The sequence below is a fragment of the Globicatella sp. PHS-GS-PNBC-21-1553 genome (assembly GCF_033564055.1).
GTDB classification, from domain to species: domain Bacteria; phylum Bacillota; class Bacilli; order Lactobacillales; family Aerococcaceae; genus Globicatella; species Globicatella sulfidifaciens.
The window spans coordinates 1,598,930-1,621,275 of the sequence record NZ_CP085470.1; the positions used below are offsets into that span (position 1 = coordinate 1,598,930).

The 22,346-nt window shown below is 36.5% G+C and carries 16 protein-coding genes and 1 pseudogene; 12 read left to right on the plus strand and 5 right to left on the minus strand.

Annotated elements, in window-relative coordinates:
* The first annotated feature begins 2 nt into the window (after window positions 1-2).
* From LB888_RS07645 to LB888_RS07680, 8 genes and pseudogenes are all read left to right on the plus strand, one after another.
* Window positions 3-4,274, plus strand: a complete 4,272-nt coding sequence (locus LB888_RS07645) for an ABC transporter permease (RefSeq protein WP_318752479.1) — start codon at window positions 3-5, stop codon at window positions 4,272-4,274.
* 557 nt (window positions 4,275-4,831) lie between these two features.
* Complete coding sequence (locus LB888_RS07650) at window positions 4,832-5,152, plus strand: hypothetical protein (RefSeq protein ID WP_318752480.1); 321 nt, start codon at window positions 4,832-4,834, stop codon at window positions 5,150-5,152.
* A 24-nt stretch (window positions 5,153-5,176) separates the two neighbouring features.
* Entirely contained in the window at window positions 5,177-5,941 is a 765-nt protein-coding gene (locus tag LB888_RS07655) for an exodeoxyribonuclease III (RefSeq protein WP_318753967.1), read from the plus strand.
* A 2-nt stretch (window positions 5,942-5,943) separates the two neighbouring features.
* Window positions 5,944-6,225 (plus strand): hypothetical protein, encoded by a 282-nt coding sequence (locus LB888_RS07660; RefSeq protein ID WP_078754921.1) that lies wholly within the window; start codon window positions 5,944-5,946, stop codon window positions 6,223-6,225.
* Window positions 6,226-6,245: 20 nt separating this feature from the next.
* The gene (locus LB888_RS07665; RefSeq protein ID WP_318752481.1) at window positions 6,246-7,772 is read left to right on the plus strand and encodes a MutH/Sau3AI family endonuclease; all 1,527 of its coding nucleotides are present in this window, start codon (window positions 6,246-6,248) and stop codon (window positions 7,770-7,772) included.
* 141 nt (window positions 7,773-7,913) lie between these two features.
* Window positions 7,914-9,189, plus strand: a pseudogene (gene dcm, locus LB888_RS07670) (DNA (cytosine-5-)-methyltransferase).
* Between the two features lie 175 nt (window positions 9,190-9,364).
* Complete coding sequence (locus tag LB888_RS07675; RefSeq protein WP_318752482.1) at window positions 9,365-10,546, plus strand: amidohydrolase; 1,182 nt, start codon at window positions 9,365-9,367, stop codon at window positions 10,544-10,546.
* Between the two features lie 13 nt (window positions 10,547-10,559).
* On the plus strand, window positions 10,560-11,495 hold the full coding sequence (locus LB888_RS07680) for a 2-keto-3-deoxygluconate permease (RefSeq protein WP_318752483.1): 936 nt from the start codon (window positions 10,560-10,562) through the stop codon (window positions 11,493-11,495).
* 356 nt (window positions 11,496-11,851) lie between these two features.
* Here the strand turns inward: LB888_RS07680 and LB888_RS07685 are convergent, their stop codons facing one another.
* Genes LB888_RS07685 through serC form a run of 3 tightly spaced genes read right to left on the minus strand, consistent with a single transcriptional unit; the run spans window position 11,852 to window position 15,270 of the window.
* On the minus strand, window positions 11,852-13,015 hold the full coding sequence (locus tag LB888_RS07685) for a DUF1015 domain-containing protein (RefSeq protein ID WP_318752484.1): 1,164 nt from the start codon (window positions 13,013-13,015) through the stop codon (window positions 11,852-11,854).
* A complete protein-coding gene (locus tag LB888_RS07690; protein WP_318752485.1) occupies window positions 13,008-14,225 on the minus strand; it encodes a 3-phosphoglycerate dehydrogenase family protein in 1,218 nt (405 codons plus the stop codon). Before LB888_RS07690 ends, LB888_RS07685 begins: the two co-directional genes overlap by 8 nt.
* On the minus strand, window positions 14,188-15,270 hold the full coding sequence (serC, locus tag LB888_RS07695) for a 3-phosphoserine/phosphohydroxythreonine transaminase (protein WP_318752486.1): 1,083 nt from the start codon (window positions 15,268-15,270) through the stop codon (window positions 14,188-14,190). The genes LB888_RS07690 and serC overlap by 38 nt, the downstream gene beginning before the upstream one ends.
* 419 nt (window positions 15,271-15,689) lie before the next feature.
* Here serC and LB888_RS07700 point away from each other — a divergent pair, with 419 nt between their 5' ends.
* The 3 genes from LB888_RS07700 (at window position 15,690) to LB888_RS07710 (ending at window position 18,139) form a co-directional block, all read left to right on the plus strand.
* Window positions 15,690-16,478 (plus strand): amino acid ABC transporter substrate-binding protein, encoded by a 789-nt coding sequence (locus LB888_RS07700; RefSeq protein ID WP_318752487.1) that lies wholly within the window; start codon window positions 15,690-15,692, stop codon window positions 16,476-16,478.
* Window positions 16,479-16,831: 353 nt separating this feature from the next.
* The gene (locus LB888_RS07705; protein ID WP_318752488.1) at window positions 16,832-17,461 is read left to right on the plus strand and encodes an amino acid ABC transporter permease; all 630 of its coding nucleotides are present in this window, start codon (window positions 16,832-16,834) and stop codon (window positions 17,459-17,461) included.
* Between the two features lie 3 nt (window positions 17,462-17,464).
* Window positions 17,465-18,139, plus strand: a complete 675-nt coding sequence (locus tag LB888_RS07710; RefSeq protein ID WP_276934479.1) for an amino acid ABC transporter ATP-binding protein — start codon at window positions 17,465-17,467, stop codon at window positions 18,137-18,139.
* A gap of 494 nt (window positions 18,140-18,633) precedes the next feature.
* Here the strand turns inward: LB888_RS07710 and LB888_RS07715 are convergent, their stop codons facing one another.
* A complete protein-coding gene (locus LB888_RS07715) occupies window positions 18,634-18,990 on the minus strand; it encodes a thioesterase family protein (RefSeq protein ID WP_318752489.1) in 357 nt (118 codons plus the stop codon).
* A gap of 85 nt (window positions 18,991-19,075) precedes the next feature.
* Between LB888_RS07715 and LB888_RS07720 the strand changes: the two genes are divergently transcribed.
* Window positions 19,076-19,879: an alpha/beta hydrolase gene (locus LB888_RS07720; RefSeq protein WP_318752490.1), complete on the plus strand. Its 804-nt coding sequence runs from the start codon at window positions 19,076-19,078 to the stop codon at window positions 19,877-19,879.
* Window positions 19,880-21,397: 1,518 nt separating this feature from the next.
* Here the strand turns inward: LB888_RS07720 and pdxS are convergent.
* On the minus strand, window positions 21,398-22,255 hold the full coding sequence (pdxS, locus tag LB888_RS07725; RefSeq protein ID WP_276934449.1) for a pyridoxal 5'-phosphate synthase lyase subunit PdxS: 858 nt from the start codon (window positions 22,253-22,255) through the stop codon (window positions 21,398-21,400).
* Window positions 22,256-22,346: the final 91 nt, after the last annotated feature.

Below are 22,346 nucleotides of genomic sequence, written 5' to 3' on the forward strand. Positions count from 1 at the left end.
TGATGAATAAAGTTATATGGAAAGATAACTTAACAGAGATAAAAAAATCTTGGCCGAGATTTCTATCCATTCTACTCATTATGTTATTAGGAGTCGCTTTTTTTGTCGGTATTCGGGCTACGAGTCCTGCTATGGTAGAAACGGCACGTCAATTTTATGAGCAGTATCATTTGCCTGATGGCCAAATTTTATCGACTTTAGGTTTAAATGAGGATGATATTCAATTAATTGAAGAAAAAGGACTTACGGTAGACCCTTTAAAAGCCTTAGAGACCACCTTAAACCCATTATCTGAACGAGTCAAAGTCTATCCTAATAGTAATAAAAATTATTTCTTTGCAGTTGAAGGCGCATTGCCGCAAAAAGCAGATGAGATAGCCTTGGATATTAAATACCGTCAATCAGACATAAACATTGGGGATGTCGTTGAATTAGAACAAGTCAGTGCCGCTCCTGAAGAAGATGAAGATGCTAATTTGGAGGGGTTACAAGCACCCTATTTAACCCGTACCAAATTTAAGGTGACTGGTTTTGTTGATACGCCATTGTATTTTTCAAAAATTAGTCGTGGTGTCAGTAATATTAATGGCTATGTTTTAGTGATGCCAGAAGCGGTGGCTGGCGATATTTATACTGAAGTCCTTTATTGGTCAACAGAAGCCGGTCGCTATCGCGCCTATTCTGACCAATATAATCAAGTGATGGATGAGGTCCAAAGTGATTTAGAAGCAGCATTTGCTCAACGTCCAGAAATTCGTCTACAACAATTAAAAGATGACTTGAATTTAACCTTATCAGATGGAGCGAAAGAAATTGATGAAGGCTATGCTGAATTAGCGAGTGCTGAAAAAGAGTTAGAATCAGCCAAAGAAGAACTTTCAGAAGGTCAATCTCAATATGAATCCGGGAGCGAAGAACTGGCCAAAGGCTATGACGAATGGACATCGGCCTCGATAAAATTAGCCGATGGACGCAATGAATACCATGATGGCTTAGCAGAACTTGAAAGTGGTGAAGCGGCTTATCAATCAGGATTGGAAGAAATTAAAACACAAGAAGAAACACTAAATAATGGTGAAGCCGATTATCAAGCAGGTTTGGCAGAATATCAATCAGGAGTAAAAACCTTTAATGAAAAAATCAGTAGTGCTCAAAGTGAATTGTCATTTAATAAAGCAAAATTAGATGAAGCCAAAGAGCAACTAGATGCTTCAAAAGCACAATTAGATGAAGGTTGGGCAGCGTTAGAAAGTGGTAAAGCTGAATTAACGAAAGGCCAAGAACAAATGGCTAACGAATTACAGCAAAAGATTCCGAATTTAGCAGAGAATTTAACCAACTTAAAAACACAAGCCCAACAAGGACAATTTGATGAGCAAACAAATCAAAAAATATTAGCTGAATCGACGTCCCAAGCGGATTTAACTGTTATTTATTTACAACAACAACTGACACAGTTGACTAAACAAAAGACCACTCTAGAATCGCAAATTAAAGCTGCTCCCGAACAAATTAAGCAAGTCAATGCCGGTATAGCTGAAGTGGAAGCAGGATTAGCAGAGCTTAATGAGCATTTAACACCATTAGCCGAATCTGAAAGTAGCTTAACCGAAGAGTTATTAACAGGGGAAGCAACGGTCACCGAACAACAAGCGATCGTTGATCAGGCCCAACTGGCTTATAACGAAGCAGTGCAAGCGCGCGATGAACAGGCGACTCAATTAGAAAATTTAGAGCCAGAATCAACAGAGTATGCGACGTTTGAAGCACAATTACAAGAAGCTGAAGCATTGGTGACGCAGACTCATAATACGCTGACGGCTGAACAAGCAACATTAGCACCTCTTATTGCTACACGAGATGAACTGTCAGCTCAACTAAACACCATTTCAGAGCAAAAAACAGCGTTAACTAACCAGGTTGCAGAACTGGAAAGTCAAAAAGCAACTTTAGAAGAACAATTGGCGGGACTTAATCAATTAATTAGTCCAGAAACAGCTAAACAAGTTGAACAATTAGCCGGAGCCATAGCATCATTACAAACTCAAATAGAAAGTTTACAAGCAGGACTTCAAGAATTTGCAACTGCTCAAGCAGAAATCAGAACGAACGAAGCGACTTTAAATGAAGGGCAAAAAGCTTATGAACAAGGTTGGAGTGAGTACGTAGCAGGTCTTAAAGCCTATCAAGAAGGTAAAGCTCAATTTGATGAAGAAAAGCAAGCAGGTCAGACCGAACTTGACAATGCCAAATCGGAGTTAGCAACAGCCAGAGAAAAACTCGACAATGGTTGGAGTCAACTGAATGCGGGTAAAGAACAATTAGCTTCATCCTTCAATGAGTTAGCTACTGGACGCGAAAAATTAGCCACTGCCCTACAGGAAATTGAAAACGGTGAGACTGAATTAGCTGATGGCTTAACTGAACTTGAAGATAGTCAAAAAGAACTAGCAGACGCTAAAAAAGAATTAGAAGATGGCCAAAAAGAGTATGAAGAAAATCTCGCAAAATTTAAGTCAGAGAAAAAAGATGCTTTAAAAGAATTGAAAAAAGCCGAAGCCGATTTGGCAGATGGGCAAAAAGAAGTTGATGACTTAAAAGAACCGACTTATTATTTAAATCAACGTGATAGCTTTGACTCTTATGATAGTTTGTATGATAATGCGAATCAAATTAAGCAGATTAGTACCGTCTTTCCACTCTTCTTCTTTGCGATTGCGGTGTTAGTGACCTTTACAACGATTAAACGAATGGTTAGTGAACAACGCAATTACATGGGAACGATGAAACAAATGGGTTATCCTAACCATGTCATCCTAGGTAAATTTGTTATGTACGCCTTATTAGCCACGGTCATTGGAACAGTTATTGGGATTGAATTAGGGTATCGCATTTTCCCACCGGTGATTATGAATGCTTATAATAGTTTATTCCACTTCGATAGTGCGGTAATTGTGCGTTCGCATGAATTGAATGGGTTAGTTGCCTTAATTGCCTTATCCTGTGCCTTGATTCCAGCGATTTGGACGCCATTACAATATTTAAGAGAACAGCCGGCTCGATTATTACGACCAGAACCACCTAAAGCAGGTAAGAAAACGATGATTGAACGCATCGGTTTCATCTGGAATCGACTTTCCTTTAATCGTAAAATGACCATTCGGAATCTTTTACGTTATAAAGGACGAAATGCCATGACATTGGTAGGCGTCGCGGGCTGTACGATGTTAATCGTCACAGGATTTGGTATTAGTGACACGATTGATGGATTAGTAGAAACACAATTTAAGCAATTACAACGTTATGATGCGGTATTATATTTAGATGAGGATGCTGAAGAAGCGAAAAAAGATCAAGTCATAGATGAAGTATCACACCATTCTGAACTAGATAAAACGTTAGAAATCCATTCAGCTAATTGGCAAACCGACACTAATCAAGCGGTGCAAAGCGTTTCGGTCATCGTGCCTTTAGATGATTACCAAGGGTTCTTAGATATTCATGAAAGACAAACACCAGAGCAATTGATTGATTTGAGTCAAGAACAGGGTGCTGTTATTTCCGAAAGATTATCTGAATATGTCAATGTCGGTGTCGGTGATATGCTTCATTTAGTCGATAATGACGGTAATGAAGTAGATATTCCCGTCAGCAAAATTGTAGAAAATTATATTGAACACTATGTTTACCTTTCACCGGAAAATTATCAAACAATCTTTGAAGAAGAACCAACCTTTAATGCCTTATTGATGCAATATGGCGCGAATGCGAATAGTCATCAATTAGAACAAGATTTTTCAGATAAAGAAGCTGTGTTAACATATTTAAGTTTAGATTCGATAGAAAACAATGTTCAAGAAACAATGGGAAGTTTAAATGTCATTACATTAGTATTGATTATTTCGGCTGCCGCTTTAGCCTTTGTCGTCTTGTATAATTTAACGAATATTAATGTTTCAGAGCGATTAAGAGAATTATCGACGATTAAAGTATTAGGATTTTATAATCGTGAAGTTAGTATGTATATTTATGATGAAGTATTGATTTTAACCGCAATTGGTTCTATTATTGGATTGGGCCTTGGTGTGATCCTCAATCAATATATTTTAAAAACAATTCAAATGCCTAATTTATTCTTCTATCCTATCATTAATTGGCCAAGTCATTTGATTTCGGCCGCAATGACCTTCTTATTCTCTTCGATCGTCATGCTCGTAATGCATCAAAAATTGAAGAAAATCGATATGGTAGAAGCCTTAAAAGCAGTAGAATAGTCGCAGAAAATAAAAAACAGTTAGGAAAGCTGAAGATGATTCAGTGACCTAACTGATTTTTTATGAAAAAAGAGGCTGGGCAAAAACTTTTTAAATTCTGTTCAGTCACATCTATTTAATTCAGAGCGCAGTGGTTGAGTGGTATCAAACTGCGTCTTAATGAATAGTTTGACACCTACTCAACTGTGCGGGGGTGGGCAGACGAAGCGAAAATCAACGGATTTTCTTCTTCTTGCCCACTCCCAATAGATAGGGATTGGATAGAAAGTTAAGTGAAAGTACTGTTCTTCAATTAACTTTCTCATCCTGCACAAAATAATCTTCTTTACTTGACTAGGGAGTCTTAAAATTAAACGTTGTGCAATATATTATTTATTAAGTCTGTGATAGGATAATAAAGTTTAATTTAATTTAGGAGAGAGAGAAGTTTGCTCCTATCACAAGCTTGTCTATATTATAGGACGGGTAGTTAAAAGCAACTTAAAATTTTGCGTGATGCTGGGCATAAACTTTATAAATTTTGTTTAGGCATATCTATTTAATTCAAAGCGCAGTGGTTGAGTGGTATCAAACTGCGTCTTAATGAGGTTGAGGATAAAGCTGATGAATTCAATCAAGTGATTGCTCGGTATTTAAAAGCGCAGTGGTTGAGTGGCCTCAACCTTCGTCTTTCGACTTGTTTGAGGCCTACTCAACTGTGCGGGGGTAGGCCGACGAAGCGAAAATTATTCAATTTTCTACTTCTGGTCCACTCCCAACTGTGCGGGGGTGGTCCAACGAAGCGAAAATCAACTGACTTTCTACTTCTTGCCCACTCCCTGTTAATAAAACAGAAAGTCAAAAATATTGGCAAAAAAAGCCAAAGCGAATTATACTAAAGAGTAAGGAGTGAAGTTATGTCAATCAAATTAGCATCATGGAATGTCAATGGCATTCGTTCAGTATTAAATAAAGGCGCCTTACAAAGTTATCTGAATGAGTCCAACCCAGATATTATTTGCTTACAAGAGACCAAAGCCCAAGAAGACCAAGTGGATTTTGACTTTAGTGAGTTAGGATATTATGAGTATTGGAATTCAGCTGTGCGCAAAGGATATTCAGGCACCGCTATTTTTACTAAGATAAAACCATTATCTGTGACATATGGCATTGGCATTGAAGATCATGACCAAGAAGGGCGTGTGATAACCTTAGAGTTTGCCGATTATTATTTAGTAACGGTTTATACACCGAATGCGAAACGGGACTTGACTCGGTTAGAGTATCGCCAAGTTTGGGAAGATGATTTCCTTGCTTATTTAAATACGTTAAACGCCGTTAAACCGATTATATTTTGTGGGGATTTAAATGTTGCTCACCAAGAGATTGACCTGGCAAATCCTAAAACGAATACTAAAAATGCTGGATTCACGATTGAAGAACGCACTAAATTCTCTCAAGTTATTGAAGCAGGATATGTTGATGTGTTCCGTTATCGTAACCCAGAAGTGACCGGTGCTTATACATGGTGGAGTTATATGAATAAAGCCCGTCAACGTAATGTTGGATGGAGAATTGATTATTTTGTCGTCTCACCAAACATTATTGACCGTATTCATGATGTCAAAATAAGACCTGAAGTAATGGGCAGTGACCATTGCCCAATCGAAATAGAGATAGGAGAATAATTATGTCAGTTTATAAATTATATTATGATTCAAAAGATGCCGTTTCACAAAAATTCATTGATGAATTAGAAGCACAAGGCGTTGAATATGAAAAAATAGATGTCAGTGAGTCAGAAGCTAATCGCCAAGAGTTTGAAGCCTTTAAAGCGCGTCGTATGGAATTTGAACCCTTTAGACAATGGGGACAATCTGGATTGCCAGCAGTCTTATTACCCAATAATCGCATTATTTTTGAGTTAATTGACTTAAACGGCACCTCTTGTTCATTAACCCCAAGAGATTGAGGGAAGTAGGAGGGAGTTTTATGGAGTATTCTCCATATCAAACAGTTGAAGAGATACATAATCGTGCAATTGAAGGATTAGGTATTCCTTTTAAAGAAATGATGCTTTCAAATAATATTGAAGAAGTAAAATCTAATAAAGCTACTGCAGGAGATGCATGGGAAGCTTGGTTTAAAGTCCCAAAAAACTCGATTGCTGGTGCTGATTTGGCTGAAGCAGGGGTTGAATTAAAGGCTACCCCCTATAAAAAGAATAAAAATAGTACCTATTCAGCTAAAGAACGATTAGTTTTTAATATTATTAATTATGAGGAAGAGTTTGGTAAAACGTTTGAAACTTCTTCTTTCTGGATAAAAAATAAATTAATTGAATTGGGATTTTATGAATATAATCCTGATATGCCTCGAGACGAATGGTTCTTTTCTCATTGCGCTCTCTTTACATTTCCAGAAAGTGATATAGAGGAAATTAAAAATGACTGGCAAATTATTCAAGATTATATTGCTCAAGGAAAAGCTCATGAGATTTCTGAAGGGCTGACTAATTATTTAGCGGCATGTACTAAGGGAGCAAATAGAAATTCTATTCGTAGACAGCCATGTAGCGATATACCTGCGAAACAAAGAGCATATTCACTTAAAGCTAGTTATATGACAGAGCTTTTAAGAAACTATATTTTAGGAACAAAAGTTGATGAGGCGATCAGATTAGAACCATTTGATTTTCCTTTACGCCCAGACCTAATTGATGAAGTTGTCGAATATCAGCACGATAAAAAAGTGAAGCAACCAAGTGAAAAATTTGTAAAAGGAAAAGAATCTTTTTCTGAGGTATTGCTTGGTACATTTAATAAATATATAGGGATGAGTTTAAGTCAATTAATTTTTAAATTTGACTTACGAGAAAGTTCATCTGGTAATTTTTCTAAATCAATCATTCCAATGGTTGTCAGTAGAATGTTAAATATTCAAAATAAAATTGAAGATTTAGAAGAAATTAAAAAAGCCAATATTCAAATCAAAACTGTACGTGTCCAAAAAAATAAACGAATTAAAGAAAGCATGTCGTTCCCAGCATTTAATTTCGAAGAGCTATCACAACAAAATTGGGAAGGTTCTGATTTAAGAGAGTTTTTTGAAATAAGCCGATTTTTATTCATTGTATTTCAAGAAAATGAAAATGAAGAATACATTTTTAAAGGTGCAAAATTTTGGAACATGCCTATTTCTGATTTAGATAATCAAGTTCAAGAAGTTTGGCAAGATACCGTGGATATATTAAATAAAGGGGTCGAATTGCGATACAATCCCACTAGTAAAAGAGTGCATAATAATTTCACAAAGATAAGTGATGATAAAATATTGTCTGTTAGACCACATGCATCTAAAGCAAGTTATTTGGAGAATAATCCAAATGCCGATCGACTACCAGTTCCAGCAAAATGGACTAATAAACCGGATAATTTTAGCGATCAATGGATGACTAAACAATGTTTTTGGTTGAATAACAATTATGTTGAGGAACAAATTTCAGAATTAATTGATTAAGAAGCTATTTTTTTAGCTTCTTTTTTCAAGCAAACATACTTATTTTTACGTAGTTATAATAGATTAAGATTCAGAGTTGATCTTTTATTATTATTCATGTATAATTGATAAGGTGTAAGAAGAGGTGATAAAGTGAAACAAATAAACGTTTTAGAATTATTTGCTGGAGTAGGTGGTTTTAGAGTCGGGCTCGAAAAAGCAAATGATCAATTATATATAACCAAATGGAGTAATCAATGGGAACCTTCAAGAAAGTCTCAAGATGCGTTTGAAGTATATCAATATCATTTTCCTGAAAGTGAAAATATAAATGAAGATATTTCAACGATTTCAGATGAACGATTTGCAGCTATGGATGCTGATATGATAGTTGGTGGATTCCCATGTCAAGATTATTCAGTAGCTAGAAGCAAGAAGAATGAAAAAGGAATCGAAGGAAAAAAGGTGTATTATTTTGGGAAATAATTCGTGCAACAGAAGCAATTAGACCAAAATACCTAATTTTAGAAAATGTAGACCGTCTATTAAAAGCTCCTTCAAAGCAACGTGGAAGAGATTTTGCTATTATGTTAGCAGCTTTTAATAATTTAGGTTATTCAGTAGAATGGCGAGTAATAAACGCTGCAGATTATAGTGGGGCACAAAGAAGAAGAAGAGTATTTTTCTTTGTCTTTAGAAATGATTTGCCATATGCACTGAATTTGGATGAAAAATATGAAAATAATCCTGATATAATTTTTAATGAAAATAGATACAATGACTATATCTTCAATGAAGGACTTTTTGCTAAAGAATTTCCAGTTTTACCAATGCCAAATAAAGAACGAAAAGTATATTATGAATTAGCAGAAGATATTGTAGAAGTCTCAGAAGACTTTTCAGGAACTGTATGGAATACGGGTATCATGCGACATGGTAAATTCTATTCAATAGATACAATACCATACGATAAAGAAAGACCAATTCCTTTAAAAGATATTATTCAAGCCGAAGAAGAGGTGGCAGCCAAGTATTTCATTACAGATAAAGAAAAATTGGAAAAGTTTCAATACTTACGAGGTGCAAAAAAATATTAAGAACTTCTGGTGATGGACACCAATATTATTACTCAGAAGGTGGTATGTCTCCAACAGATGATTTAAATCTACCAGGAAGAACGATGTTGACTTCAGAAGGCTCAGTTAATCGATCAACACATTTTATTGAACAAAATGGTAAATATCGATTATTAACTCCAGTAGAAGCTGAAAGACTGCAACATTTTCCTGATAATTGGACCGCCAAGAAATTGGTAAATGGTAAAATTGAAGAAGTATCGGATAAAATGCGAATGTTCTTTATGGGAAATGCACTGGTTACGATGGTCGTTGAGAAAATTGGTAAGGGTATTGAAAAAATAGAAAAAGAATATCAATAATATAAAAAAGCGGGCGAAATGTACCGACTACAAAAGTTAGTTTTGGTCTAACCTTTTGGGGTCACTACAAAATCCCGCTTTTTTTATACCATATTCTCGCCAAGGGGTCTTACAACAATCGCTTAAAATACTGTGATAATATAAGGATATAGAAACATTAAGAAGGCGGTGCGATATGTTAAAAGATAAATTATTTACACTATTAGAAGAAAAAGAAGAACAGATGATTCAAGATCGTCGCTGGTTACATGAACATCCAGAATTATCTTTTGAAGAGAAAGAAACTAGCGAGTATATTGCGAAGTTCTATGAAGGAAAAGATTGCCAAGTTGAGCGCAATATTGGTGGCTATGGGGTTAAGGTAACGATTGATTCAGGTAAACCTGGCAAAACATTAGCTTTAAGAGCGGATTTTGATGCCTTGCCGATTGAAGAAGCGACTCGTTTACCGTTTGCTTCTAAAAATCCTGGGGTGATGCATGCTTGCGGTCATGATGCTCATACCGCTTATATGTTAAGTTTGGCTGATACTTTAATAGAAATGAAATCGGAACTGACCGGAAAAATCATTATTATTCACCAACCCGCTGAAGAAATGCCCCCTGGTGGTGCGATTCAAATGATTAAGGACGGTATTTTAGAAGGTGTGGATAATGTATTGGGTTGTCATGTGATGAGTAAAATGCAGTTTGGTAATATTTATTATCATGAAGGGCCAACTCAACAAGCTCGCGCAAAATTTATTATTAAAGTTCAAGGAACAGGTGGCCATGGTTCTTCACCACATGAAGCCAATGATGCGATTTTAATTGCCAGTCAATTAGTAGTGACTTTACAATCGATCGTGTCACGTCGTATTAATCCTTTCGATGCGGCATCCATTTCAATTGGTTCTTTTGATGGGAAAGGTCAATTTAATATTATTAAAGATTCAGTGACACTTGAAGGCGATGTGCGTTGTATGTCTGATGAGAATCGTCAACTGATTGAACAAGAAATCCAACGCTTATGTGAGGGTCTAGCAAACGTTTATGATTGTGAAATCGAGCTTGACTATCAAAATGATTATCCCGTCTTAATGAATGATCCGCAGTTAACTCAACAAGTTGTAGCAGCGATTCAAAATGCTGAGATTCAAGAGGTTAATGAAATTTTAGATGGTGGTCAACAAAACCCCTCAGAAGACTTTGCTTATTATTCAATAGAGCGACCAAGTTGTTTCTTTTATATTGGAGCGAGTCCTAAAGGTGAGGCTTACCCACATCATCATCCTAAATTTGATATTGAAGAAGGCTCGATGTTAATTGCTGCCAAAGCAATGGGAGCTGCGACTTTAAATTATTTTGGTTTAGAATAGTAAGAGGTACCATATGTTAAAGTTAATGAAGAAATTTCCTGGAGGCACCTTGTTGATTCCAATGCTGATTTCATCAATAATTGGGACTTTCTTTCCTAAATTATTTTTAATCGGCGGACCGACTGAAGCGTTATTCTCAGGTCAAGGTTTAAACTTTATTTTAGGGTCGATTGTGATGTTATCGGGCTGTAGTTTGAATTTATCTTCTATCGTCCAAGTGTTTAAGCGATACGGCATTATTTTAAGTACAAGGCTTCTGTTTAATACAATCGCTGGTATTTTGTTTGTTAAATTATTTGGTCTTGATGGTGTCTTAGGTTTAAGTGCGATTGCCTTTATTGTGGCCATTACGTCGATGAACCCTTCACTTTTCTTGGCGTTGTCTCAAGATTATGGTGATGAAGTTGATCAAAATGCCTTTGGACTTTTAGCAGCTGTTTCAACCCCGATTGTTCCTATGTTTATTTATGGTTTAATCAGTCCTACGCCATTAGATTTTATGTCGTTGGTTTCGATTGTTATACCTTTAATTATCGGCATTGTCATCGGTAATTTAGATAAAGAGTTGGGGGCTTTCTTAACCAGTGGCATGGGACTCATTATTATTTTATTAGGGTGGTCTGTTGTTGCTAAAATCAATCTGTTGGATGCTACTAAAGCAGGACTACCTGGTATCTTGATGGTTGTTTTATATTATCTGTTAGCGGTATTGCCAGTGTTGGTAGTTGAAAGAACCGTATTGAAGCGCAAAGGAATTTCGAGTATCGCCATTTCAACAATGGCGGGATTATCAGCGAGTGTGCCACTGATGATGATTGAAAATAATCCTGAATTAATTCCCTATAGCGGGGAAGCGGCAGCGGTGGTGACATTAGGCGTGATTGGGACGGCTATTATTTCACCGATGTTAATTAATTGGTTAGATAAGCGAACAACAACAGGTATTTAAATAAGACATTGTCCAACTCAATTTATAAAACTCAATTATTTTCATGCTTAGCAAAATGGAACAAACTGATCCGATTTTAGCAAAACATGGAAAAAATGAGCTTGAATAATTTATTGGGGTCCTCTCAATTATAGACACTTTTTAGAAGAGTTTTGACTGTTGTTTTCAGCAATTTTTCGACTAATCGTCATAATTATTATAATCTGCTTTAATTTTGTTTAATTTGAGACAGAGTTAGTGAATGAAAAACCGGCTAAATTAGTAATGAAATCCCAATTTTTCTTAGAATAAAAAACAAAGACACCGTCTGAATCATTGTCAGGCGGTGTCCTTTTTACGTCTTGTTGAGGAATCCTTTATCCTCTAAAGTAAAAGAGGCCACTATATAACTTAGGTTCAAACCAGGTACTTTTTGGTGGCATAATACCTGCTTCATCAGCGACCTTAAAGAGTTCTTGTATAGAAGTAGGATGCATTGCAAAGGCAAGCGGGTATTGTTCTAACTCTTGCAATGCACGATTCCCACCGACAAAATCAATCCGTTCATCGGTCCTAATATCTTGAATGTTAAGAATAGGTTCTAATATTTGTTGGCTCAATAAAGTAGCGTCTAAAGCTTGAGGGTCATGTGTTTTTAATCTTAGTTGATACCATTGTTGATTTAACCATAAACCAACCGTACCTTTTTCAGTCGGTTGGACCGGCGCCTCAACAGTTATTAAATTAAATTCTTGGTTCAATTTTTCAACGAGTGTTTCTGGATTATAAGGCGATATATCACTAATGACACGGTGATAAGGCAGAATCGCCATTTCTTCTTCAGGGAAAATAACGCTCATTACTTTGCCATTGCCGACTGTTGCGCTGGCTCTCACGGCAGCAGCTGTTCGATGATGTCCGTCAGCAATATAGATGGCGGGCATCTCAGCAAAATGTTGGCTAATTGCCTCTTCAAATTCGTGCGGAACAATGGTGATGGTTTGATAGACGTCTTCTTCACTTTTAAACTCGATGATCGGCTGAGTGTTTTTTTGAATTTCTTCAACGACGGCTTTCAATCCGGGATTGCGTTTATGAACTAAAAAGATGGGACCGGTTTGGGCGCCTAGTTTTTCGATATGGCGTACGCGATCGTCTTCTTTTTCTTTACGTGTTAACTCGTGTTTTTTGATCAAATTATGTTGATAATCTTCAGCCGTAAAGCCTGCGATGATACCGGTTTGTTGGTGCGTATTAGTTTTTAATTGGTATAAATAATATTGCGCAGGTTGCAGAGGATAATACGCCAATTCACGTTGTTGTAATTCATCATGAGCTTTTTGATACACTTTCGCATCATAAGGCGAAGTCCCTTCAGCAAAGAAGGTTTCCGGTCGATCAATACCAATAAAGGCTAAAGGATGCTGTTGGACATAGGCCCGCGCTTCTTGTTCATTAAAGACATCATAGGGTAGGGAAGCTAATTGCTGAGCAAATTCAGGTTGTGCTAAATGTAAACTTAAGGGTGAAATATTAACCATGTTCTCCTCCTTTAATAATACGAATGCGACAAACACCATCGCCATTGGCTAAGTCTTCTTTAAAATGTTCAATCGAATTACCATCGATATCCATTATCGAATAGGCATAGCCATCTTTACTTTGATTCATAAAATTCACAATATTAATGTCACGATTGCCTAGCCAAGTCGTTAAACGACCAATCATATTAGGCTTATTCTCATGGAGAATACATAAACGCGTATAAGCGCCAATCGGACCGATTGAGCAATTAGGAAAATTCACTGAATTAACGATATTACCATGTTCAACATACTGTCTTAATTGGCTAACGGCCATTTTCGCACAATTATCTTCCGATTCGGTCGTCGTAGCCCCGATATGTGGCGTAATGATGGTGTTAGGTAAACTAGCAGAAGTCGGATTAGGAAAATCAGTAACGTATTTAGCAATATGCCCTGATTCTAAAGCAGGACGTAAGGCTTCTTCATCAATTAAGGTATCGCGGGCATAATTTAATAATACGACACCCTTTTTAAATAATTGTACCACTCTTGCATCAATCATTTTTTCTGTGGCATCGACTAAAGGTAAATGCAAGGTAATATAGTCCGATTGAATATAAATATCCTCAATATTCGAAATGTGTTCAACTTCGTGGGAAAGTTTCCAAGCGGATTTTACTGAAAGAAAGGGATCGTAGCCTAAGACTCTCATCCCTAATGCTAAGGCAGCATTTGCTACTAAAACCCCGATAGAACCTAAACCGATGACGCCAAGTGTTTTGCCGGCTAGTTCATTGCCATTAAAAGCTTTTTTGGCTTGTTCAGCAAGTTTGGCAATGTCGGCGTCATCTTTTGAGGCTTTTACCCAATCAACACTTGACAATACATTACGAGAGGCGATAATCATTCCTCCGAGTACTAATTCTTTCACACTATTCGCATTCGCTCCGGGCGTATTAAAGACGACAATCCCTTTTTTAGTACATTCATCTAAAGGGATATTATTGACCCCAGCACCGGCTCTCGCAATGGCCACTAATTTTTCAGGAAAGTCTAAATTATGAATATTAGCACTACGAATAAGTGCTACTTTTGCTTCACTTAAGTCTTTGGTTTCTTGATATTCTTCTTCGAATAAGGTTAGACCTTTTTGTCCAATGGGATTAAATAAATAATAATCAAACATATTATCGGTTCTCTCTTTCAAATTTTTCCATAAAATCAACTAATGCTTGAACACCTGCGAAAGGCATCGCATTATAAATACTAGCGCGCATTCCACCCACTAAACGGTGACCGGCTAGGTTTACTAAATGATGATCGCTCGCTTCTTTAATAAATTTTTTGTCCAGCTGTGGATTACCAGTCACAAACGGAACATTCATTAATGAACGATCGTTCTTATTAACTGGATTACTAAATAATGCACTCTGGTCAATATAATCATATAATAATTGTGCCTTTTTAATATTTTTCTGTTGAATTGCGCTTAAACCACCTTGATCTAACAACCATTTAAAAACGAGTCCGCACATATAAATCGTATAAGTTGGTGGCGTATTATACATTGAATCATTGTCAATATAAGTATCGAACCGGTTCATGGTCGGTACATTGTCATTGATTTCAATTGGAATGATATCTTTATTAATAATGGATAATCCAACGCCAGCAGGTCCAATATTCTTTTGTACGCCACCGTATATCATGCCGTATTGAGTGACATCAATCGGTTCTGATAAATAACAAGAAGACATATCAGCAATTAATGGAATGCCGTTAGTGTTAGGTAATTGTTTAAATTTAGTACCGAAAATGGTATTGTTTTCACAAATGTGGACATAATCAGCTGTTTCATTAAATTGAATTTTTGAAACGTCTGGTATGTAAGTGAAATTTTTATCTTCAGAACTAGCAACGATATTGATATAACCAAATTTTCTCGCTTCTTGTGCAGCTTTCTTTGAAAAATTGCCGGTTATGATATAGTCGGCTGATTTTTTGGGCATTAAATTTTGAGCAATCATGCCAAACAATGCACTGGCTCCTCCAGGTGTAAAAATAATTTCATAGTTATCTGGAATATTGACTAATTTTTTTAAGCTAGTTTTTGTTTCTTGAAAAATATCATTATAAACGGAAGAGCGATGACTCATCTCCATTACCGATTGGCCACTGCCTCGATAATCTAATAATTCTTGGGACGCTTGTTGCAATACCTCTTCAGGTAACATCGCTGGTCCAGCAGAAAAGTTATATGTTTTTCTCATTCTGACGACTCCTTTATAATGTTTTGTATAATCATAACGTAAACTAGCAGTTAATTCAATGGAAATTATTATTTAAATGAGAAATTGATTAAAATAGTTGACAAAACGGAATGTTTAATTTATTATAAACTCATATTAATTAATAAAAACATTTTTTGGACGAAGAGATTCGGGATATTTTCAAGAGAGTTTGCGGTTGGTGCGAGCAAATAGATGAACGAATGAAGACACAGCCAGTAATAAAATGTATGGTCGCAACATTATAGCGCGAGAAATATTCTCATTGAGGTAATAAGTGTGAGCTTATTATAAATAAAGGTGGAACCACGTTAAGACGTCCTTTACCCATATTCGGGTAGAGGGCGTATTTTTTTAGGATAGTCGACTTTCGCAATCAATTTAAAAAAGGAGCATATATTATGAAAAAGATCAAAAAAATGTTAGTGGCGGTTTTAGGTTTAATGGTTGCATCTCCCGTTGTAATGGCGGCAGAACCCATGATTAATAAAGAAGATAAAGTAGTTGTCGGTTTTGATGATACCTTTGCGCCCTTTGGCTTTAAAGATGAAAAAGGCAATATCGTTGGTTTTGATGTTGATTTAGCAAGCGCCGTTTTTGACAAAATGGGTGTGGAATTTGAATTTCAACCGATTGACTGGAGTACCAAAGAAACCGAATTGAATACCGGCAATATCGATATGATTTGGAATGGCTATACAATTACTGATGAACGTGAAAAAGTAGTTGCATTCTCTGATGCTTATATAGATAATCGTCAAGTCATTATTGTTAAAGCTGATAATGGTATTGAATCGAAAGCTGATTTAGCTGATAAAGTGGTCGCAACTCAAGCAGAATCTTCTGCCTTAGAAGCAATTTTAGCAGATGAAGCCTTTACCAAAACCATCGATGGTGCAACACCGATTACCTATGCGACCTTTGTAGAAGTTTTCGCTGATTTAGACAATGGCCGAGCAGATGCAATTGTCGTTGACGAAACACTCGCTACTTATTATTTAAGCCAAAAAGACAATGCCGATAGCTACCGTATTTTAGAAGATAATTTCGGTGAAGAAGAATACGCCGTTGGTTTCAGAAAATCGGATAGTGAATTTGTAGAAGAATTCAATGCCGCTTTAAAAGCAGTAACCGAAGATGGAACATTTGATGAAATTAAAGCTAAATGGTTTGTTGAGATTAAAGAATAATCAGGTTCATTGAACAAATAGTCATTATCCAAAACGGTATCAATATAATCACGATCTTGAACATTACGATTAGCTTAGTAAAAGTGGCAAGATAGGTTTGATAATGACAGGTTGATAAAACTAGCATTATTTCGGTGTTTCGTTGGTGCCGAATGTATGATTTCTAGTAAGGTTAGCTGAACTGTAACGTTCAATGATAGTCAATGAGAAGCGCGGGGGAAGAAACTTCGCACGGCTAGCTGGATTGCAGCGTTCATTATTAAAAGAGAAGAGTTACTTTCCCAAGGGAGACTAGATTGCAGTTTTCAATGATTGTCAATAGTATATAAAATTTAAGGCTAGGAGAAATTAAGATGGGGATAGAATGGTTAGAGCCACTAGGACGAGGCTTTAGTGTGACGTTACAATTTTTTGTAATTACTTTAGTATTAAGTTTACCTTTAGGATTATTATTAGCGGTTTTGAATCGTTATTTACCAAAGTGGTTACAAGCACTCATGCAAGTCTATATTTATGTTTTTAGAGGGACACCTTTATTACTGCAAATGATGTTTGTCTTTTTTGGACTTCCCTTAATAGGTTTGGTGTTGGATCGTTTTGAATCAGCGGTTTTAACACTAGTCTTAAATTATACTGCTTATTTTATTGAAATTTTCCGAGGAGGCATTCAAACAGTGCCTATCGGTCAATTTGAGTCGATTAAAGTTCTTTCGATTTCGCCACTAGCTGGATGGCGTAAAATCATTTTGCCGCAAGTATGGCGCATCGTGATGCCATCAATTGGAAATGAGGTTATCACTTTAATTAAAGATACTTCTTTAATCTATGTTTTAGGTTTAGAAGAATTATTAAAAGTCGGTAAAGCTTTGTCCAATCAACAAGCATCCTTATTACCATATGTTTATGTGGGGATTATCTATTTAATCTTTACCGGCGTGACGACTGTTATTTTAAAACAAATCGAAAAGAAAATGGGGGTGTAAGCTATGACACTAATTGTAAAAAATTTAAGTAAAAGTTTTGGCACCCAATTGATCTGTCGAAATTTTAATTTAATGATGCAACCGGGAGACCTCACTTTATTAGTTGGAGAGTCGGGGAGTGGGAAAACGACCATCTTACGTATGTTAAATGCTTTGGAAACAGCGGATCAGGGCACGATAGAGTTAGCAGGTTATGATTTAATTTCTGAAAATGGTGAACCTAGTAAAACCGAACAAAAAAATTATCAACGGGCGATAGGGTTAGTATTTCAAGATTACCAATTGTTTCCACAAATGACCGTCTTAGAAAACTTATTATTTGCACCCAAAGTGAATAAGTTAGCACCCCAAAAAGAGTTAACAGCAGCAGCGATTAGCTGGCTAGAGCGCTTTGGTTTAGCGGATAAGTGCGATGTTTATCCCTCAACTTTATCGGGAGGGCAAAAACAACGAGTGGCAATTATTCGCGCGATGATGATGCGCCCCCAATTATTATGTTTTGATGAACCGACTTCAGCTTTAGATCCAGCGAATACTCTAGAATTTTCGAAACTAATTGAAGAACTGCGACGAGAAGGTGTTATGGTGTTAATCGTGACCCATGATATGACGCTCGTAGAGTTAGTGAAAGAAAATGCGCAAATTATTACTAATAAAGAATTTATCCAATCGAATTAAGGGGAGGGCAAGCAGTAGCAAATTAAATGATTTTTGCTTTGTTTGCCTTGCCTTGTTATTTATTTTGTTTACTGGAAAAGCTGTAAAACTATGTGAATATCATGATTTAGCTACTGGTCATTTTAACGTGAATACTTATTTATTTAACAGTTAAAATGGGGAGTGGGCAAGAAGTAGAAAATTAAATAATTTTCGCTTTGTCTGCCCACCCCCGCACAGTTGAGTAGACCAGAAGTAGAAAATTGAATAATTTTCGCTTCGTTGGCCTACCCCCGCACAGTTGAGTAGGCCTCAGACAAGTCGTTAAGACGCAGTTTGAGGCCACTCAACCACTGCGCTTTTAAATATCGAGCAATAACTAGATTGAATTTTTTATGCTTATACCTAACTCATTAAGACGTAGATTGAGACCACTCAACCACTGCGCTTTTAATTAACGAACAATAATCTTAACTAACTTTATCAAGTTTATACCCAGCCTCGATCGGACTAACTTACAGACGCTCCATAAATTTTGTTTCATTTACAATGACACGCGTATGCGTTGCCCGAGCAATTTGCTTCTTTGAATCAAAAGCTTCCAATTCAAATTCAAAGCGACGATTAATTTGTTTGACAGCTATAATCTTGATTCTAACCTCATCACCAATCAGGGTAGGGGCTAGGTGGTCAACGTTAATTTGTGAACCAACGGTGGTCATACCTTCAGATAATAATTGTTGGCAATGTAAATAACTGGTATTTTCTAAATAGGCTACTAACATCGGGGTACTTAAAACATTCATGCCACCTGATCCCATATTATGAGCAGAATGTTCCTCGAGTACCGAATAATGTTTTTCAAGTGTCATTTTTATTCTCTCCAATCTAATCAATTTGTATGCAGTTTCATTATAATCATTGTATACTAAAAATAATAGAAAAGGGGAGTGAATCATGAATTTACAAGAACATTATTTATACCAAGATTACTATCAAGAAAATAGACGCATTCGTGTCTGGTTACCAGAAGAATATCAAGCGAGTGTCACCGAACGTTTCGGAGTCCTGTACTTACATGATGGGCAAAATGTCTTTATTGACGAGGAATCATACGTTGGTCATTCTTGGCGAGTGATAGAAGCGTACAACGAGCATCATCATCGCCCTCCAATGATCATTGTCGGCATTGATAATCATCCTGAAAAAAGACTGGATGAATATTCGCCTTGGCAGCTGGATCCAACACATCATAGTCAAATGACAACAGCAGGAGGCGACGGTAGCCATTATGGCGAATGGCTTGTGAAAGTGGTGAAGCCTTTTATTGACCAAGAATATCGCACTTTAGTAGCGGCAGAACATACCTGGTTAGCGGGCAGTTCAATGGGCGGTTTCATTACGGCTTATCTGGCAGCTAAATATCCAACTGTCTTTGGAAAAATAGGTGTTTTTTCTTTAGCTTCATGGTTTAATGAAGGAGCATTTTTAGAGTTTATCAAGGCCCATCCCTTAGCTAAAAATACTAAAGTTTATGTTCAAGTAGGAACAGAGGAGACCGATGGTTTAGCTGACCCTGAATTAGAACAAAGGCGGAATCAACAATATGTAGATTGTTCTTTAAATTATTATGCGACTTTATTGGCTCAAGGCGTACCGATTGAAAATACTTGGTTACGGATTATGGTTGGAGAAAAACATCATGAACAATATTGGGCCCAACATTTTGGTGAATTTATCGATTTTATGTCAGCCGATTAATAAAAATGTTGGTTTAGTAATTGAAGGCGTATTGGCATTGACGGAAAAAGTTTTAACCACTACGATGTTTAAGTTCATGCAATAAAACTAAAAACTGTTTTATAATGAGTCATTGAATAGTTGATGTTAGCCACTAATAGCATTTTAAATTTGACTATCGAGCCAATAGACTTAACTAAGCAAGTGATACTCTTAAGAAAACAAGGAATTAATCAACTAGCATGCGAATTTATTTTCGGATGCTTTTTTTGATTGATAACGGTGATTGCTTGTGAAATCAATTTGAAAACTCCCTTCATCCGAGAATTTTGCTAAGATTATTTTCATTCACAAGCTCGTGTCTCATTTTGAGACATATTTTGCTTAATTATTAAGATTTTATCAAGTTTAGCGAATTATTCTTCGAAATTTTATGAAAATGAAAATAACTCTCAAAAAGAGCTGTTTTCGTGTCTCAAAATAAGACACCGTGAAAATTGATGAAAACAAAAAATTGGATAATTTGCCTCTTTTAGGTTGTTATAGTGCGTTTGGAATGCTTACATTGTTCAATTATGTTTCAACTGAAAATACCTGAACCCATTTTGAAAATGAAACTTTGTGAAATGAGCGATCTTTGATTTTTCTCCTTTAAGTTTTAAGCTATTCTTCCCATAAATCTTATCGATATTAATCCATTTCTCTATCAGTCTTTTAGTACAAATCCTATACCTATTCGCCATTACTGTATAACTTAATGTTCCGTCACAATAGTCTTCCACAACATGCAGTTTAAATTCGTAACTATATTTTTTAGACATAAAATAACCCCCATAGAGGCTGGGCAAAAACTTTTTAAATTCTGTTCAGGTATATCTATTTAATTTAAAGCGCAGTGGTTGAGTGGTCTCAAATGACGTCTTTATGAGGCTGAGAATAATCTTGACCAATTCACTCAGATTAGTGATCGATAATTAAAAGCGCAGTGGTTGAGTGGTCTCAAACTGCGTCTTAATGAGTTAGTTATAAACATAAAAAATTCAATCAAGTTATTGCTCGATATTTATAAGCGCAGTGGTTGAGTGGCCTCAAACTGCGTCTTTATGAGGCTGAGAATAATCTTGACTAATTCATTCAGATTAGTGATCGATAATTAAAAGCGCAGTGGTTGAGTGGTCTCAATCTTCGTCTTAAATAGTTTAGGCATAAAGTCGATAAAATCCATCGAGTTATTGGTCATTATTAAAAGCGCAGGGGTTGAGTGGTCTCAAACTGCGTCTTTTGACTTGTTTTGAGGCCTACTCAACTGTGCGGGGGTAGGCCGACCAAGCGAAAATCATTCGATTTTCTACTTCTGGTCTACTCCCAACTGTGCGGGGGTGAACAAACGAAGCGAAAATAATTCAATTTTCTACTTCTGGTTCACTTCCAACTATGCGGGGGTGGGCAGACGAAGCGAAAATCATTTAATTTTCTACTTCTTGCCCACTCCCTCGGGGGCACATCACCACTGACTTTTAAAACACTTGTTTTTAATGATTAACGGTTAGACATGATGACTTTAATTTCGTCTTCATTAATACCTACCATCGCTTCGCCTAAATCAGTTGAGACTTCGACTAATTTAGCAGCATCTTTATAATTGGCTACTGCTTCAACTATGGCTTTGGCACGTTTTTCTGGATTACCTGATTTGAAAATACCTGAACCAACGAAAACTCCTTCAGCACCTAATTGCATCATTAAAGCCGCATCCGCAGGTGTTGCAACCCCGCCAGCTGAAAAGTTCAATACAGGTAATTTACCAGTATCATGGACTTGCTTTAATAAATCATAAGAGACGCCTAATTCCTTAGCTTGATTAAAGAGCTCATCATCTTGTAACGACACCACATAGCGGATTTGTTCATGGATTTTTCTTAAGTGACTAACCGCTTGACTGACATCCCCTGTTCCTGCTTCACCTTTAGTACGAATCATTTTAGCCCCTTCTTGAATACGGCGTAAAGCTTCACCTAAATCTCTAGCTCCACAAACGAAAGGTGTCTCAAATAGTTGTTTATTAATATGATAAACATGATCAGCTACTGATAAGACTTCTGACTCATCAATATAGTCAATTTGTAAACTTTCTAAAATTTGAGCTTCGACAAAGTGACCAATTCTTACTTTCGCCATGACTGGTATTGAAACTGCTGCTTGAATTTCTTTTATCATTCGAGGATCACTCATCCGACTAATACCACCAGCAGCTCGAATGTCTGCAGGAACTCTTTCTAAAGCCATGACCGCTACGGCACCCGCTGCTTCAGCAATTTTAGCTTGTTCCACATTTACCACGTCCATGATGACGCCACCAGCTAATTGTTTATGTACTTCTTCAATTGATAATTTCATCTTGATTGCTCCTTTATAAATAATGTCTCCACTTTAACATTCTTTTGGATGTTTCTTAAGATGCAAAATTGAATATTTTTATGGGTCCAAA

What these genes read in the sequence shown, in the direction of transcription:
- LB888_RS07645 (WP_318752479.1), top strand. Translation starts at nt 3, where the DNA reads ATGAATAAAGTTATATGGAAAGATAACTTAACAGAGATAAAAAAATCT.
- LB888_RS07660 (WP_078754921.1), top strand. Translation starts at nt 5,944, where the DNA reads ATGTCAGTTTATAAATTATATTATGATTCAAAAGATGCCGTTTCACAA.
- LB888_RS07665 (WP_318752481.1), top strand. Translation starts at nt 6,246, where the DNA reads ATGGAGTATTCTCCATATCAAACAGTTGAAGAGATACATAATCGTGCA.
- LB888_RS07675 (WP_318752482.1), top strand. Translation starts at nt 9,365, where the DNA reads ATGTTAAAAGATAAATTATTTACACTATTAGAAGAAAAAGAAGAACAG.
- LB888_RS07680 (WP_318752483.1), top strand. Translation starts at nt 10,560, where the DNA reads ATGTTAAAGTTAATGAAGAAATTTCCTGGAGGCACCTTGTTGATTCCA.
- LB888_RS07685 (WP_318752484.1), bottom strand. Translation starts at nt 13,015, where the DNA reads ATGGTTAATATTTCACCCTTAAGTTTACATTTAGCACAACCTGAATTT.
- serC (WP_318752486.1), bottom strand. Translation starts at nt 15,270, where the DNA reads ATGAGAAAAACATATAACTTTTCTGCTGGACCAGCGATGTTACCTGAA.
- LB888_RS07700 (WP_318752487.1), top strand. Translation starts at nt 15,690, where the DNA reads ATGAAAAAGATCAAAAAAATGTTAGTGGCGGTTTTAGGTTTAATGGTT.
- LB888_RS07705 (WP_318752488.1), top strand. Translation starts at nt 16,832, where the DNA reads ATGGGGATAGAATGGTTAGAGCCACTAGGACGAGGCTTTAGTGTGACG.
- LB888_RS07710 (WP_276934479.1), top strand. Translation starts at nt 17,465, where the DNA reads ATGACACTAATTGTAAAAAATTTAAGTAAAAGTTTTGGCACCCAATTG.
- LB888_RS07715 (WP_318752489.1), bottom strand. Translation starts at nt 18,990, where the DNA reads ATGACACTTGAAAAACATTATTCGGTACTCGAGGAACATTCTGCTCAT.
- LB888_RS07720 (WP_318752490.1), top strand. Translation starts at nt 19,076, where the DNA reads ATGAATTTACAAGAACATTATTTATACCAAGATTACTATCAAGAAAAT.
- pdxS (WP_276934449.1), bottom strand. Translation starts at nt 22,255, where the DNA reads ATGAAATTATCAATTGAAGAAGTACATAAACAATTAGCTGGTGGCGTC.